This is a genomic window from Streptomyces sp. NPDC030809 (assembly GCF_055572195.1).
In genome coordinates this window covers 19,974-34,765 of the sequence record NZ_JBVIDV010000033.1, presented here as the reverse complement: position 1 = coordinate 34,765, position 14,792 = coordinate 19,974, and the positions used below count along the sequence as shown (strand labels likewise).

12 protein-coding genes and 1 other RNA gene are annotated in these 14,792 nt (G+C 74.3%); 4 read left to right on the top strand and 9 right to left on the bottom strand.

The window, feature by feature from the left end; translation table 11 throughout:
• Positions 1–118: 118 nt before the first annotated feature.
• Both ACZ407_RS31825 and rnpB read left to right on the top strand, forming a co-directional pair.
• Positions 119–1,372 carry a serine hydrolase domain-containing protein gene (locus ACZ407_RS31825; protein ID WP_468134428.1) on the top strand — a complete coding sequence of 418 codons (1,254 nt, stop codon included), beginning with the start codon at positions 119–121 and terminating at the stop codon, positions 1,370–1,372.
• 51 nt (positions 1,373–1,423) lie between these two features.
• An RNA gene (rnpB, locus tag ACZ407_RS31820) (RNase P RNA component class A) lies at positions 1,424–1,827 on the top strand.
• A 33-nt stretch (positions 1,828–1,860) separates the two neighbouring features.
• On the opposite strand, the gene ACZ407_RS31815 is transcribed toward rnpB, so the two are convergent.
• The 4 genes from ACZ407_RS31815 to ACZ407_RS31800 all read right to left on the bottom strand — a co-directional run bounded on the left by ACZ407_RS31815 (position 1,861) and on the right by ACZ407_RS31800 (position 5,545).
• Entirely contained in the window at positions 1,861–2,406 is a 546-nt protein-coding gene (locus ACZ407_RS31815; RefSeq protein ID WP_468134426.1) for a hypothetical protein, read from the bottom strand.
• Positions 2,407–2,580: 174 nt separating this feature from the next.
• Entirely contained in the window at positions 2,581–3,936 is a 1,356-nt protein-coding gene (locus ACZ407_RS31810; RefSeq protein WP_468134424.1) for a bifunctional RNase H/acid phosphatase, read from the bottom strand.
• A complete protein-coding gene (locus tag ACZ407_RS31805) occupies positions 3,936–4,679 on the bottom strand; it encodes a zinc ribbon domain-containing protein (RefSeq protein WP_468134519.1) in 744 nt (247 codons plus the stop codon). The genes ACZ407_RS31810 and ACZ407_RS31805 overlap by 1 nt, the downstream gene beginning before the upstream one ends.
• Entirely contained in the window at positions 4,676–5,545 is an 870-nt protein-coding gene (locus tag ACZ407_RS31800) for a Nif3-like dinuclear metal center hexameric protein (protein WP_468134422.1), read from the bottom strand. Before ACZ407_RS31800 ends, ACZ407_RS31805 begins: the two co-directional genes overlap by 4 nt.
• 185 nt (positions 5,546–5,730) lie before the next feature.
• Here ACZ407_RS31800 and ACZ407_RS31795 point away from each other — a divergent pair, with 185 nt between their 5' ends.
• Positions 5,731–6,822, top strand: coding sequence for a TolB-like translocation protein (locus tag ACZ407_RS31795; protein WP_468134420.1), 1,092 nt, complete (start codon positions 5,731–5,733; stop codon positions 6,820–6,822).
• A 601-nt stretch (positions 6,823–7,423) separates the two neighbouring features.
• Here the strand turns inward: ACZ407_RS31795 and ACZ407_RS31790 are convergent.
• The 3 genes from ACZ407_RS31790 to ACZ407_RS31780 all read right to left on the bottom strand — a co-directional run bounded on the left by ACZ407_RS31790 (position 7,424) and on the right by ACZ407_RS31780 (position 10,410).
• The gene (locus ACZ407_RS31790; RefSeq protein WP_468134418.1) at positions 7,424–8,365 is read right to left on the bottom strand and encodes a 3-oxoacyl-ACP reductase; all 942 of its coding nucleotides are present in this window, start codon (positions 8,363–8,365) and stop codon (positions 7,424–7,426) included.
• Between the two features lie 80 nt (positions 8,366–8,445).
• On the bottom strand, positions 8,446–9,522 hold the full coding sequence (locus ACZ407_RS31785) for a Zn-dependent alcohol dehydrogenase (protein WP_468134416.1): 1,077 nt from the start codon (positions 9,520–9,522) through the stop codon (positions 8,446–8,448).
• 33 nt (positions 9,523–9,555) lie between these two features.
• Positions 9,556–10,410: a MaoC/PaaZ C-terminal domain-containing protein gene (locus ACZ407_RS31780; RefSeq protein WP_468134414.1), complete on the bottom strand. Its 855-nt coding sequence runs from the start codon at positions 10,408–10,410 to the stop codon at positions 9,556–9,558.
• Between the two features lie 250 nt (positions 10,411–10,660).
• Here ACZ407_RS31780 and ACZ407_RS31775 point away from each other — a divergent pair, with 250 nt between their 5' ends.
• The gene (locus ACZ407_RS31775; RefSeq protein WP_468134412.1) at positions 10,661–11,071 is read left to right on the top strand and encodes a response regulator; all 411 of its coding nucleotides are present in this window, start codon (positions 10,661–10,663) and stop codon (positions 11,069–11,071) included.
• A 130-nt stretch (positions 11,072–11,201) separates the two neighbouring features.
• On the opposite strand, the gene ACZ407_RS31770 is transcribed toward ACZ407_RS31775, so the two are convergent.
• Together ACZ407_RS31770 and ACZ407_RS31765 are read right to left on the bottom strand one after the other, a co-directional pair.
• The gene (locus ACZ407_RS31770; protein WP_468134410.1) at positions 11,202–12,392 is read right to left on the bottom strand and encodes a lipid-transfer protein; all 1,191 of its coding nucleotides are present in this window, start codon (positions 12,390–12,392) and stop codon (positions 11,202–11,204) included.
• Positions 12,393–12,404: 12 nt separating this feature from the next.
• A complete protein-coding gene (locus tag ACZ407_RS31765) occupies positions 12,405–14,570 on the bottom strand; it encodes an acyl-CoA dehydrogenase family protein (protein WP_468134408.1) in 2,166 nt (721 codons plus the stop codon).
• Positions 14,571–14,792 lie beyond the last annotated feature (222 nt).

The following is a 14,792-nucleotide window of genomic DNA, read 5'->3' as shown; positions in this document are numbered from 1 at the left end:
GTCCGGGGCGGAGCCGGGCCTGCGCGGGCGGGCCGCCACGGCCCCACATGGGCGGCTCTGCCACGTTTTGCGGTGTGTTCGGATGAATGACCACTGATCATCCCGACATAGTGCGGGCATGACGCACACCCCCTCCCCCTCCCGCCGGCGCGGCCGCGCCCGCGGGGCCCTCCTCTGCGCCGCCCTGCTCGCCCTCACGGTCCAGACCGCCACCGCCACCGCCACCGCCACGGCCGCGCCCGGCCTCGCGCCCGCCGCCGGATCCGGCGGCAGGGGCGACTGCGTACGGACCGCACGGCCGCTCGGGGACCAGGCCCGCGAGGTGCTGGCCATCGCCCGCCGGGCCCAGCAGGAACTGCACCTGAAGTCCGTGGAACTGAAGGTCACGGTCGACGGGAAGGAGGTGCTGACCGACGCCCTCGGCGAGTCCATGACGAAGGTGCCGGCCGAGCCCGGCATGCACTTCCGGGCCGGATCGGTGGTCTTCTCGCACATCGGGACCCTCCTCCTCCAGCTGGCCGAGGAGAAGAGGCTCCGGCTCGACGACACCGTGGAGCGCTGGCTGCCGCGGCTGCCGAAGGCCGACAAGATCACCCTCCGGATGCTGGCCACCAACACCAGCGGGCTGCACGACTACGTCACCGACCCGGACTTCCTGGCCGAGCTGGAGGCGCATCCGTTCCGCCAGTGGACCCCGCAGGAGCTGCTGGCGTTCCCGTTCAGCCACTCGTTCTGGTACACCCCGGGCACCAACTGGAGCTACTCGCACGCCAACTACGTGCTCCTCAGCGCCGCGCTGGAGAAGATCACCGGCACCCGCATCGACCGGCTGCTGAAGGAGCGGGTCTGGGGCCCGCTGGGGCTGCGGAACACGCAGAACAACTTCACCCCGGACATCCCGTCCCCGGTCCTGCACGCCTTCACCGCCGACCGCGGCTTCTACGAGGAGTCGACGTTCTGGAACCCCTCGTGGACCACCGCCCCGGGCGCGGTCATCACCAGCCACATCTGCGACCTGGCCCGCTCCGCGGAGGGGGTGGGCCGCGGTGAGCTCCTCTCGGCCCGCTCGTACCGCACCCTGCTGGACCCGGGCACGGTCGGCCTCGGCCGCCCGACGGCGAAGTGCCCGGACACGGTCTGCATCCCGCAGACCGACGAGCAGCACTTCGGCCTGGGCGTCCTCGTGGTCAACGGCTGGGTGGTCCAGAACCCGTCGTTCTCGGGCTACGCGGCGCTCCAGGCGTACCTGCCGTCCGAGCGGCTGGCCATCGCGGTGTCCGCCACCAAGGAGGCGAACGCCCCGGAGGGCAACCAGGCCCAGGTGATCGGCCGCCGGATCGCGGCCGCACTCGCCCCGGACACCCCGCTGTAGTCCGCGGTCGGGCCTTGGTGCGGGCCCGGGTAGCATGGTCACCACGGCAGACGAGCCGGCCGGGCGGCCGCGTCGGGATCCGCGAGGGTCCCGCCGAGGAACGTCCGGGCTCCACAGGGCAGGGTGGTGGGTAACGCCCACCCGGGGTGACCCGCGGGACAGTGCCACAGAAAACAGACCGCCGGGGGCTTCGGCCCCCGGTAAGGGTGAAACGGTGGTGTAAGAGACCACCAGCGCCTGGGGTGACCCAGGCGGCTAGGTAAACCCCACCCGGAGCAAGGTCAAGAGGGGCCGGAGCGATCCGGCCCTGCGCGGACGATCGAGGGCTGCCCGCCCGAGTCCGCGGGTAGACCGCACGAGGCCGGTGGCAACACCGGCCCTAGATGGATGGCCGTCTCCCCGGCGACCGCGAGGTCTCCGGGTGACAGAACCCGGCGTACAGGCCGACTCGTCTGCCGCCTCACACCGGGTTCCGCCGCCTCTCGGGGCTAGCGGAGGCCGGACTGGGCGCGCGTGGTGAGCTTGCCGTTCTCGAAGAGGAACGTGGCCACGCCGAAGGTGCGGGACTGCTCGCAGTGGTACGTGGACTGCTTCAGGCCGCGGGCCTCGGCCTGGCCCACCCGCACACAGGTGCCCTTGCCGGCGATCTCGTGCATCTGCGCGACGGTCTTGCCGGCGGTGACCTTCCGGTACTTGGCCTTGGTCATGAGGCCGTTGGACTTGCCCCCGTCCAGGAAGACCTGGCTGCGGGCCTCCAGCTTGTCGTTGGTGAAGACGAAGTCGGCCAGGCTGTAGGGCTTGTCGCCCTTGCACTCGTAGCTCTTGACGCGCACCCCGCCGGCGCTGGTGTCATCGACCAGCTTGCAGGCACCGCGGCCGGCGGCGGCGTGCAGCGCGGCGACCGGGGAGCCGAGCTTGACCTTGTCGTACTCGGCCTTCGTGATGGTCGCGGTGGCGGCACTGGCGGTCGTCGCGGAGGCCAGGCCCAGAGCGGCGGCGAGGACGGGCACGGCGAGCGCGCGCATGCGGGACATGCGTTTCCCTTCGGCTGGGGTGGGTGTGGAGGCGACGTGAAGGCGTCGCGGACCCCGGCATGGTGCACATAATTTCGAACGGCCCGGAAGGGCGATTTCCGGCCACCCGCCCTGGCAGATCCGGCCGCGCACCGCGGTCTGCGGTGCGCGGCCGGATTCCGTTTCCCGACCCGCTCAGCGCAGGTGCGAGGTGTCGTTCAGCAGCCGCAGCGAGGCGTTGCCGTCCGCGTAGTAGGCCACCGCCGAGAGCGAGGCGGCCGACAGCTCCATCCGGAACAGCGACTCCGGAGGAGCCCCCAGCGCCAGTCGGACCAGGGTCTTGACCGGCGTCACGTGCGTGACGAGCAGCACCGTACGGCCCTGGTGGGCGGCGAGCAGCCGGTCCCGCGCCGAGGCGACCCGGCGGGCGACCGTCGCGAAGCTCTCGCCCCCTCCGGTCGGGGCGGCCTTGGGCGAGGCCAGCCAGGCGTCCAGGTCGGCCGGGTGGCGTTCGCGCACCTCGGCGAAGGTGAGCCCCTCCCAGGCGCCGAAGTCCGTTTCGCGCAGCCCCTCCTCAAGGGTGACCGGCAGGCCGAGCCGGTCGGCGACGGCCTGGGCGGTCTGGCGGCAGCGCCGCAGCGGGGAGCTGACCACCGCCTCGATCGTCCCGCGGGCGGCGAGTGCCCGGGCCACTGCCTCGGCCTGCCGCAGCCCGGCCGGGGACAGCTCGGGATCGGTGCCGCCGCTGCCGGAGAACCGCTTCTGCGGGGTCAGTGCCGTCTCCCCGTGCCGCAGGAGCACGAAGGTGGCGGGGGTGCCGAGATCCGGGCCCGACCAGCCGGACGAAGGGGCCGCCGGTACGGGCGCCTCGACCGCGGGACCCTCCTCGGGGTGCGCGGCAGGGCCGGCCGCCGCCTGCGCCGCCTCCGGGAACAGGGTGTCCTCGGCGTGCACTCCGCGCGCCGGGACCGGCGTGCGGGCGGCGGCGGGTACCGGCGTACGGGCGGCGGCCAGGGCAGCCCGGGCGGCCGCGGCACCCGCCGCCGCGTCGCCCACCGGACCGGCCGGGGGCGGGACCGCCAGGTTCCGGGCGGCACCGGTGTCCAGCGCGGCGGTGGAGGCCGAGGGCTCCCACTGGCGGCCCTGCCGGCCCGCGTCCATCGCCTCGTTGGCGAGCCGGTCCGCGTGCTTGTTCCGCTCGCGCGGGATCCACTCGTACGACACCTGCGCGCCGGGCAGGATCCGCGCGGCCTCGGCCGCGAGCGGCTTCATGTCGGGGTGCTTGATCTTCCAGCGGCCCGACATCTGCTCGACCACGAGCTTGGAGTCCATGCGGACCAGGACGACGGCTTCCGGCGAGAGCTCGGCCGCCGCCTTCAGGCCCGCGATGAGGCCCCGGTATTCGGCCACGTTGTTCGTCGCGACACCGATGTACTCGGCCCGTTCGGCCAGGGTCTCACCGGTCGCGGGGTCGATGACCACCGCTCCGTAGCCCGCGGGCCCCGGGTTGCCCCGGGACCCGCCGTCGGCCTCGACGACAAACCGCGGCATCAGATGCCCGAGTCGGCCGTACGGACGAGGATGCGGCCGCAGTTCTCGTGCCGGACCACCTGGTTCGGCGCGGCCGCCTTGACCTCGTTGACCTCGGCGATGTCCAGCTCGATCTGGCAGCCCAGGCAGCGGCGCTGGTAGAGCTTGGCGGCGCCGACGCCGGCCTGCTTCACGCGGATCTTCTCGTACAGCGCGACCAGGTCGGCCGGGATGGAGGCGACGACGAGCTCGCGGTCCTTGGAGACCTTGGCGGTCTCGGCGTCGATCTCGGCGGTCGCGGCGTCGCGGCGGGCGGTGGCGTCGTCCGTCTTCGCCTGGAGCGCGGAGACCCGCTCGGTCAGCTCGGCGACGCGCTCCTGCGCGGACTCGCGGCGCTCCATGACCTCCAGGACCACGTCCTCCAGGTCGCCCTGGCGCTTGGCGAGGGAGGCGATCTCCCGCTGGAGGTTCTCCAGGTCCTTCGGGGAGCTCACAGCACCGGAGTCCAGGCGCTGCTGGTCGCGGACCGCGCGCTGGCGCACCTGGTCCACGTCCTGCTCGGCCTTGGTCTGCTCGCGCTGGGTGTCGCTCTCCTCGGTCTGCGCGGCGACGAGCAGGTCGCGCTGCTGGCTGAGGTCCTTGTTCAGGGAGTCGAGCTCGGCGTGCTCGGGCAGCGACTTGCGCTTGTGGGCGAGCTGCGACAGCCGGACGTCCAGGGCCTGGAGGTCGAGAAGTCGGATCTGGTCGGCGGGCTCGGCGTTCAGTTGGGGGCTCCTGAGATAGAAGAAGGGGACATCGGGGAGGGTTCGGAGGGCGCGTGCGCCGTCCAGGGGTCGGTGACCGTGCGCGAGACGTGGGTGCGCAGGCCCCAGCCGTGGCGCTCGGACACGGCGTCGAGCTGGGCGGCGGCCTGCTCGCACCAGGGCCATTCGGTGGCCCAGTGGGCGGCGTCCACGAGGGCGAGCGGGCTGGTCTCGCGGGCCTCGGACACGGGGTGGTGGCGCAGGTCGGCGGTGAGGAAGGCGTCCACCCCGGCGGCGCGAACCTGCCCGAACAGGCTGTCGCCGCTGCCGCCGCTGACGGCGACCGTGCGCACCAGCGCGTCCGGGTCGCCGGCGACGCGGATGCCCTGGGCGGTGCGCGGCAGCCGGGCGGCGGCCCGGGCGGCGAACTCCCGCAGGGTCTCGGGGTGGTCGAGCACGCAGAGCCGCCCGAGGCCGCGGCGGCCCGAGGGGTCGCTCGGGTCGGGCACGAGGGGGCCGGTGATGCGCAGGTCGAGGGCGCCGGCGAGGGCGTCGGAGACGCCGGGGTCGGCGGTGTCGGCGTTGGTGTGCGCGACGTGCAGCGCGATGTCGTTCTTGATCAGGGTGTGCACGACCCGGCCCTTGAAGGTGGAGGCCGCGACGGTGGTGGTGCCGCGCAGGTAGAGCGGGTGGTGGGTGACCAGCAGGTCCGCACCCAGCTTCACCGCCTCGTCGGCGATCTCCTGGACCGGGTCCACGGCGAACAGGACCCGCGACACCTCGGCGTCGGGGTCTCCGCAGACGGTGCCGACGGCGTCCCACTCCTCGGCCCGGGCGGGGGGCCAGAGGGAGTCGAGCGCGGCGATGACTTCAGACAGACGGGGCACGGAGGCAAGGCTACCGTCCGTGGCGCCGTTGGCCTGTCCCGGCGGGCTCCGGGCGCGCGCAGCACAACCGCCTCCCTTCTCACACGCGAATCGCCGGGCGGCCACCCTTATGTGTGAAGCAAAGGGGCTGCTGTTGTTCGGCAGGAAGTGCGAAAACTAGCTTCCTCACCGGAGGTGACGCACCGATGACCGCCTGTGCCATCGAAGCCATCGAACCCGCCGTGACGGCCGCCCCCGCGATCGCGATCGCCGCCGACGGCTCGTACGCCGCCCGGCTCGCCGGAGCGGGCGAGGCCCGCTTCCCGGAGCGCTGGACCCTGGGCGGACCCGAGCCCTACGCGGTGCCGCTGCCGCTGGCGCAGCCCGAGGAGGCCGACAGCGAGGTCCTCCCGCTGGCCGACGGGCGGGTGCTGATCCACCGGCGGGTGGCCGAGCGGCACGCCTTCGCGCTGCTCTACCCCACGGGGGCGGCGGCCGGGCCGCGTACGGGCGAACTGCCGCTGGGCGGGTTCGAGGCGGCGGGCTACGAGCGGGTGTCCCTGCTGCCCCCGGTGCCCGACGGGCAGGGGGCGTACGCGCTGGCCGTACGGGCGGAGACCGCCGAGGTGTGGCGGCTGACCTGCGCGGGCACCGGGCCGCGGCGGCTCGCGGTGGTGCCGGGCCGCTGCTCGGGCGGGGTGTGGCTGGACCGCGGGGGACGGCTGCTGGCGCTGGACCGCGAGCAGGGCGGCCGCACCAAGGCGGTGGCCGTGGACCTGGGGGGCGGCGGGGAGGTCTCCCCCCTCCTCCAGATCGCCGAGGCCAGCAACGACCGGCTGCTGCTGGCCGACCCCGACAGCGGGCTGCTGCTGATCCGCTCGGACGCGCCGGGGGAACCGCGGCTGGGCTGGGGGGTGCTGGGGAGCTCCCGGCCGGTGCGGTTCCCGGAGTGCCTGAAGGGCGAGGGGGCGGGGGCGGTGCCGTTCGCGGTGCAGCCGGGGCAGATCCTGATGCCCGAGAACTGCGCGGTGGCCCTGCGGCTGGCCGACGGCCAGCTGGGGCTGTGGCGGCCGGCCGACCGCTGGCTGTTCCGGCTGCCGGCGCCGGGGGGCTGGCTGGGCGGGGGGCTGTGGACCGGGGAGGGCGTGCTGCGGCTGCCGTACGCGACGGCGGAGGTGCCGTGCGGGGTGGTCCACCTGACGGTCCCGCAGGCACCGCCGGTACGGGTCGCCCCGCAGCCCGTACCGGCTGCGGCGCGGCCGGTGCCGCTGCAACAGGCGCCCCTCACGAAGCGCTGACGCGGCGCGCCGCCTCTCTCGCCCTCTCCTCCCCTCCCCCCTCTGCGACACGATGCGGCGCAAACCCTTTGGCCACTGTCAGTGGGCACCCCGATACTTCTGACGGCCCGTCGCGTGTGATGGGATGACGGGCCGGGGGATCCGTCGCGTCATGGGAGGCGCGGGCGGAGCGAGAGAACGATTCGGAGTGACTTCCCACATGTCTGATGTGACCAGCGAGACGATCGAGGCGGCGGGGGCGGCAGGGGGCCGGCACCGGGGTGGGGCCGCGGCGTCCGAAGACCAGACGGTGCCCGCGCGGGGGCGGCACCGGCGCCCGGCCGACCCCCAGGAAGACCAGGCCGCAGCCTGACCCGCTCCCGGAACGGGCCCCGGGGCCCTGACCCTGCGGTCCCTTCCCGGGCCCGGCCCGTGCCCCGCGCCTCAAACGCCGGCGAGGCTGAAAACGCCTCGGGGCTCCGCCCCCGCACCCCCGGTCCTCAAACGCCGGACGGGCCGGATTCCGCCCCCGGCCCGTCCGTCACCTGCGGTGCGAAGCCGAGCCCCGCCGGCGATCGAGGCGCGGGGTGCGGGGGCGGAGCAGCCGGGAACGGCGGTGGGGTCATGCGTGGCGGAGGCCCAAGACCTCGGGGGCGGCGAAGGTCTCGGCCGCCGGGCGCCCCGCGAAGTGTGCGCTGAGCACGCCGTCCAGCTCCTCGTACGAGAAGACCTCCTTCGCCGTGTCGAACTTGGCCGCCACCTTCGGCCGCTCCATGACCACGACGATCCCGCCGTGCACCACGAACAGCTGCCCGTTCGCCCGCGCAGCGGCCGGCGAGGCCAGGTAGCCGACCAGCGGGGCCACGTGCTCGGGGGCGAGCGGGTCGAGCGCGCCCTCCTCCGGCACCTGGAAGCCCGCGAACACGTCCTCCGTCATCCGCGTCCGCGCCCGCGGACAGATCGCATTGGCGGTGACCCCGTACTTCGCGAGGGCGAGCGCCGTGGACGTCGTCAGCCCGACGATGCCGCCCTTGGCCGCCGCATAGTTCGGCTGCCCCGCCGAACCGCCGAGGAAGGCCTCGGAGGACGTGTTCACGATCCGCCCGTACACCGGTCCGCCCGCCGCCTTCGACCGCTCGCGCCAGTGCGCCGCCGCGAAACGCGTGGTGTTGAAGTGGCCCTTGAGGTGGACGCGGATCACCGAGTCCCACTCCTCCTCCGACATGGAGAAGACCATCCGGTCCCGCAGGATGCCCGCGTTGTTGACGAGGACGTCCAGCTTCCCGAAGCTGCTCACGGCCAGGTCCACCAGGGCGCGCGCCTGCGCGAAGTCGGCCACGTCCCCGAGGTGCGCCACGGCCCGGCCGCCGGCCGCGCGGATCTCCGCGGCCACCTCCTCCGCCGGGGCGGCGGAGGCCTCGCCGGTCCCGTCGCGGCCCGGCTGCCCGAAGTCGTTGACGACCACGCTGGCGCCGAGCCGGGCGAGTTCGAGCGCCTCGGCGCGCCCGAGCCCGCGGCCCGCGCCCGTCACGACGGCGGACAGCCCCTCAAGTGGCAGTGACATCAAGGTCCCTCTCGGTTTCGGATCGAGAACTCGGGTCGGGTCGCGTCAGCCCGGGTCGGCCGGCCGAGCCGGCGTGCAGGTCAGAGTGCGATGCAGGTGCGCAGCGCCGTGCCCGTGCGCATCTGGTCGAGGGCGTCGTTGATCTCGGCGAGCTGCACCCGGTGGGTGATCAGGCCCTCCAGGTCGATGCGCCCGGCCCGCCACAGAGCGATGGCCCGCTCGTACGACCGGATCACGTCCCCGCCGCCGTACAGGGAGGGCAGGATCCTCTTCTCGTCGAAGAAGAGCGAGAACATGTTGACCGCGAAGTTGTCGTCCAGCGCCCCCGCCCCCACCACGCACAGGGTGCCGCCGCGCCGGGTCATCTCGTACGCGGTCTGCGCGGTCTGGGACTTGCCGACCACCTCGAAGACGTAGTCGAAGCCCTCGCCGGAGGTGATCCGCTGCTTGGCGTCGGCGAACCCCTCCGGGGAGACCGCCTCGGTGGCCCCGAAGCGCAGGGCCGCCTCCCGCCGCGAGGGCACCGGGTCCACGGCGACGATCTGCGCCGCGCCCTGCACCCGGGCGCCCTGGATGGTGGAGATCCCGACCCCGCCGCAGCCGATGACGGCGACCGAGGAGCCGGCCTCCACCTTCGCGGTGTTGATCGCGGCGCCGAGGCCCGTGGTGACCCCGCAGCCGATCAGGGCGGCGATGTCGAAGGGCACGTCGTCCGGGATGGGCACCGCGCAGCCCGCCGCGACCACGACCTCCTCGGCGAAGGTGCCGGTCCCGGCGAAGCCGAAGACCTCGCCGCCCGCGCGCCGGAAGTTCGGGGTGCCCGCGTTGACGAATCCGGCCAGGCACAGGTGGCCCTGGCCGCGCTTGCAGGAGGGGCACTGCCCGCAGGCGGGCAGCCAGCAGACCAGGACTCGGTCGCCCTGGCCGATCCCGGTGACCCCGTCGCCCACGTCGAGGATCTCGCCCGCGCCCTCGTGGCCGGGGACGAAGGGGGCCGGCTGGGGCAGCACGCCGTTCATCGCGGACAGGTCGGAGTGGCACAGGCCGGTGGCCCGGATGCGGATCCTCACCTTGCCGGGGCCGAAGCCGACCGCCTCGATGTCGTCGACGACCTCCAGCTTGTCCTGGCCGATCTCGCTCTGCAGTGCTGCGCGCACGGTGCGGCTCCTCTCGAACTGCTGCGGTTGGGGTTACGCGTACGCCACGACGGTGTCGGCGAGGACCGGCGCGTCGTCCCGTTCGACGGCGGTCACCGAGACCCGGACGCGGCCCTCGGACTCCCACATCCGCATGCGCAGCGTTTCGCCCGGGAAGACGATCCCGGCGAAGCGCGTGCCGTACGAGCGGACGCGGGAGACGTCACCGCCGAGGACGGTGTCCACCACGGCCTTGAGGGTCATGCCGTACGAGCAGAGGCCGTGCAGGATGGGCCGGTCGAAGCCGGCGAGCTTGGCGAACTCGGGGTCGGCGTGCAGGGGGTTCCAGTCCCCGGAGAGGCGGTAGAGCAGGGCCTGCTCCTCGCGGATGGTCCGCTCCACGGTCCGGTCCGGGGCGCGGCCCGGCTCCTCGGTGCGGGCGGAGGGCCCGCGCTCCCCGCCGAAGCCGCCCTCACCGCGGACGAAGATCTGCGCGTCGCTGGTCCACAGGGGGCCGTCGGCGTCCGCGACCTCGGAGCGGAGCACGATCACGGCGGCCTTGCCCTTGTCCCAGACCGCGGCGACCTTGGAGTGCGAGACGGCCTCGCCCTTGACGGGGATGGGCCGGTGCAGCTCGATGGTGTGGCCGCCGTGCAGCACGGCGGCGAGGTCGACCTCGATGCCGGGGGCACCGAGCCCGCCCAGCATGGCCATGCCGGCGCCGGCGACGGTGGCGAAGCTGGGCAGGACGTGGAGCTTGGACTCCAGGGTGTAGCGCAGCTCGTCGGGGTCGGTGGCGGGGCGGCCGGCGCCGAGCCCGAGGTGGTAGAGCTGGATGTCCTTGTGGTCCCAGCGGATCTCGCTCCGGCGGGGTTCGGCGGCGAGCGCCCTGGCGGCATCGATCGGCATGAGGATGCTGCTCCTTGATCTTGGAAGACCTCGGTGCGGCCGTCCGCACCGTCGGCCGCACCGAGGTCGTTTCGGGGCCGGTTCCAGAGCGGTCCGTCCTGGAGTGGTTCTAGAACGCGTTCTAGGGACCGGGTGAGGGAATGTATAACGCACGCCCCGGTACTTGGGAAGAGTCCTGACCGCGCGTCAGATGGGCTGCCGGCAGGGCGTGTTCCGACGGCTGCGGGCCGGTGGCGGCTATCTTCTGGACATGGACGAGATGCCCCGCGACCACCGTCCCGCCAGGTCACTGCGGGTCCTGCTGGCTCCGGCGGACCCGGCGCTGGCGGTGCTGCTCGGGCTGGAGCCGGACATGGAGGTCGTGGCCCAGGTCGGCGCCGGGGAGGACCTGGCGGGGGCGGCGGTGCTGGCGTGTCCGGACGTGGCGCTGGTGGAGGAGGTGGAGGCGGTGCCGGTGGTGCGGGGGGAGGTGCCGGAGTGTCGGGTGCTGGTGCGGGTCTCGTCTGCGCGGAGTGGGGCGGCGGGGGGTGCGCTTGCCGCGGGGGCGGCCGGGGTCGTCCTCCGGGACGGGCCCGTCCCGGACCTTGCTGCGGCCATCCGCCGCGCGCTCACGGGCGAAACGGTGACCGACCCGACCCTCACCGACCCTGCGTCCCCCTGACCGCGTCCCCGACCCTGCGGGGCCTTCCCGACGGCAGGGGCTCCGCCCCCGCACCCCCGCGCCTCAAACGCCGGACGGGCCGGAGTTGCCCCCGGCCCGGACGTCGGCGACGGGCTGGACACTGCGGGGGTCAGGCGCGGCGCAGGAGCGTGACCACGGCCGCGCCGCCGAGGCCGATGTTGTGTGCCAGGCCGACCGCCGCCCCCGGCACCTGCCGCACCCCCGCCTCCCCCCGCACCTGCCACACCAGCTCCGCCACCTGCGCCAGCCCCGTCGCCCCCAGCGGATGCCCCTTCGAGATCAGGCCCCCCGACGGGTTCACCACCCACCGCCCGCCGTACGTCGTCGCGCCGGACTCCACCAACTCCCCCGACTTCCCGTCCCCGCACATGCCGAGCGCCTCGTACGTCAGCAGCTCGTTGACGGAGAAGCAGTCGTGGAGCTCGATCACGTCCACGTCCTCGATCCCGAGGCCGGAGCGCTCGTAGACCTGCCGGGCCGCCGCCGCGGTCATCGGCTTGCCGACCACGTCGATGCACGAGCCGGAGGCGAAGGACTCGGCGGTGTCCGTGGTCATGGCCTGGGCGGCGATCTCCACCGCCCGCCCGTGCAGACCGTGCGCGACGAGGAAGCGTTCGGAGACGACCAGCGCCGCCGCCGCACCGTCCGAGGTCGGCGAGCACTGGAGCTTGGTCAGCGGGCGGTGGATCTCCTTCGCCGCGAGGATCTCCTCGACCGTGTACACCTCGCGGAACTGCGCGTTCGGGTTGTCCGCCGAGTGCCGGTGGTTCTTGGCGGCCACGGCCGCGAGCTGCGCCTCGGTGGTCCCGTACCGGTCCATGTGCTCGCGGGCCGCGTTGCCGAAGATCTGGGCGGTGGGCGGGGTCATGTCGAATCCGTGGCCGGCGGCCATGATCCCGTAGTGCCGGGCCACCGGCGACGTCTTGAAGTCGCCCCCGTCGGTGCCCCCGCCCAGCGCCCCCCGCTTCATCTTCTCGAAGCCGAGGGCGAGCACGCAGTCGGCCGTACCGCCCTCGACGAGCTGCCGGGCCATCATGAGGGCGGTGGACCCGGTGGCGCAGTTGTTGTTGACGTTGTAGACGGGCACCCCGGTCAGACCGAGTTCGTACGCGGCCCGCTGCCCGGCCGTGGAGGCCTGGAAGCAGTAGCCCACGGGCACCTGCTGCACCAGGTCGTAGCCGATCCCGGCGTCCGCGAGAGCCGCGGTCCCGGCCTCCCGGGCCATGTCCCAGTACTGCCGGTCCCGCGACTCCGGCTTCTCGAACTTCGTCATGCCGACGCCCACGATGTACGACTTCACGATGTACGACTCCTAGTCCCTGGGGAGGCCGAGGATCCGCTCGGCCACGACGTTCAGCTGGACCTGGGTGGTGCCGCCCGCGATGGTCAGGCAGCGGGACATGAGCATCCCGTGCACGGCCCGCTCCCCCGCCCCCTCGCACACCGCGCCCGCCGGTCCCAGCAGTTCGAGCACGAGCTCGGCGGTCCGCTGCTGGTGCGGGGTCTGGACGAGCTTGCGGACCGAGGCCCCGGCCCCGGGCTCCAGCCCCGACACCTGCTGGAGGGTGGTGCGCATCCCGATGCAGGCCAGTGCGTGCGCCTCGGCGGCGAGGGCCCCGATCCGGGCCCGGTGGGCCCCGTCCAGGGCGCCGGCCCGGGCGATCAGCGCTTCGAGTCCGGTGCCGAAGGTCATCTGGTCGGCCATGTGGACGCGTTCGTTGCCGAGGGTGTTGCGGGCCACCTGCCAGCCGCCGCCCACCTCGCCCACCACTGCGTCGGCGGGCAGCAGCACGTCGTCGAAGAAGACCTCGTTGAAGAGGGAGTCCCCGGTGATCTCCTTGAGCGGCCGGATGGTGATGCCGGGGCTGTTCTTCATGTCCACGATGAAGTACGTGAGCCCGCGGTGCCGGGGGGCGGCGGGGTCGGTGCGGGCGAGCAGGATCCCGAAGTCCGCGGTGTGCGCGGAGCTCGTCCACACCTTCTGCCCGTTGACCTTCCAGCGGCCGTCGGGCAGCCGCTCGGCGCGGGTGCGCAGCGAGGCGAGGTCGGAGCCGGCCTCGGGCTCGGAGAACAGCTGGCACCACAGCAGGTCCCCGCGCAGGGTCGGCCCGAGGTGGCGGTCCTGCTGGGCCGGGGTGCCGTAGGCGAGGAGGGAGGGGACGACCCAGGTGGCGATGCCGAGGTCGGCGACCTTGACCCCGGCGGCCCGGAACTCCTGCTGGACGGCGAGCTGCTGTACGGGGCCGGCGCCCAGCCCGTACGGGGGCGGCAGGTGCGGGGCGGCGTAGCCGGTGGGGGCGAGGACCCGGCGGGCGGCGGCCGGATCGAGCCCGGCGGCCCCGGCGGCGGCCGCGCGGGCCCCTTCCCGGTGGGCGGCCGCGGACTCGGGCAGCTCCAGGTGCAGTTCGCGGCGCGCGCCGGCGGCGGCGAGCCGGACGGCGCGGGTGCGGTGCCCGTCGCCGGGCCCGAGGAGCTGCCGGGCGACGAGGGCCCGGCGCAGCCGGATGTGCGCGTCGTGCTCCCAGGTGAAGCCGATGCCGCCGAGGATCTGGATGCAGTCCTTGGCACAGGAGTACGCGGAGTCCAGCGCGGTGCCCGCGGCGAGGGCGGCGACCAGGCCGCGGACCTCGGCGGGCTCGGCGGCGGCCCGGTCGGCGGCCACGGCGGCGTCCCAGGCCAGGGCCCGGCCCTGCTCGACGCGGACCAGCATGTCGGCGCACAGGTGCTTGACCCCCTGGAACTGCCCGATGGGGCGGCCGAACTGCACGCGGACCTTGGCGTGGCCGGCGGCCGTGTCCAGGGCCCAGGCGGCGGTGCCGCAGGCGTCGGCGGCGAAGAGGGTGCAGGCCAGGTCGCGTACGAGCGCGGGATCCAGCGGCAGCAGGCGGTCCGCGGGCACCCGGGCGCCGTGCGCGGTGACCTCGGCGGTGGGCCGGGTGGGGTCGGCGCTGTCGTGGGTGCGGATGCGGAGGGCGGCGGCGTCCACCGCGAACCAGAGGGTGCCCTGTGCCGCCTCGGCCGCCAGCACCACGAGGTCGGCCTCGCCGGCGCCGAGCACGGGCGGGGCCGCGCCGTCGAGCAGGTGGCAGCCGCCCTCGACCGCCACGGCGGTCAGGCTCCCGGGGCCCAGGGCCACGGCCCCGATCCGGCTGCCGTCGGCGAGGGCGGCCGCGAGGGGGGCGGCCCCGGCCCGGTCCAGCACGGCGGCGGCCAGCGCGTTCGGGAGGAACGGGCCGGGCAGCGCGGCCCGCGCGGCCTCCTCGGCCACGACGGCGAGGTCGAGCAGGGTGCCGCCGTCCTCCAGGTGCGGGGCAAGCAGGCCCTGCGCGGCGGCGGCGTCCCAGTACCCGGGCCGCACCCCGGCCGCGGGCGGGCCGTCCAGCACCTTCCGCACCGCCTCGGGCGGCACGGCCCGCGCCAGCCAGCTCCGCACGACGGCGGCCAACTCCCGCTGCTCCGCTGTGATTCCGATGCCCATACGGTTCCCCGCCCGTCCTCGTGCGCATCCGGTGCCCGGTCGCGGGCCAGAGTAGAACACGTTCCATTCTGACGGAAGGTCAGGTCCGGGACGGGCGGGCGAGGGGGCCGGTGCGGGGGTGGCGGGGGCGGGGGCGGGACCCGGCGTGGTGGATTACCCGGCGGTAGGGCAGCATGAGGGCCCATCGTGGGCCGGCGGCGCGACGGGCCGTACGGCACGTCC

Coding starts and splice junctions, on each gene's coding strand:
- ACZ407_RS31825 (WP_468134428.1), top strand. CDS start 119: ATGACGCACACCCCCTCCCCCTCCCGCCGGCGCGGCCGCGCCCGCGGG.
- ACZ407_RS31815 (WP_468134426.1), bottom strand. CDS start 2,406: ATGTCCCGCATGCGCGCGCTCGCCGTGCCCGTCCTCGCCGCCGCTCTG.
- ACZ407_RS31810 (WP_468134424.1), bottom strand. CDS start 3,936: ATGCCGCGGTTTGTCGTCGAGGCCGACGGCGGGTCCCGGGGCAACCCG.
- ACZ407_RS31795 (WP_468134420.1), top strand. CDS start 5,731: ATGACCGCCTGTGCCATCGAAGCCATCGAACCCGCCGTGACGGCCGCC.
- ACZ407_RS31790 (WP_468134418.1), bottom strand. CDS start 8,365: ATGTCACTGCCACTTGAGGGGCTGTCCGCCGTCGTGACGGGCGCGGGC.
- ACZ407_RS31780 (WP_468134414.1), bottom strand. CDS start 10,410: ATGCCGATCGATGCCGCCAGGGCGCTCGCCGCCGAACCCCGCCGGAGC.
- ACZ407_RS31775 (WP_468134412.1), top strand. CDS start 10,661: ATGGACGAGATGCCCCGCGACCACCGTCCCGCCAGGTCACTGCGGGTC.
- ACZ407_RS31765 (WP_468134408.1), bottom strand. CDS start 14,570: ATGGGCATCGGAATCACAGCGGAGCAGCGGGAGTTGGCCGCCGTCGTG.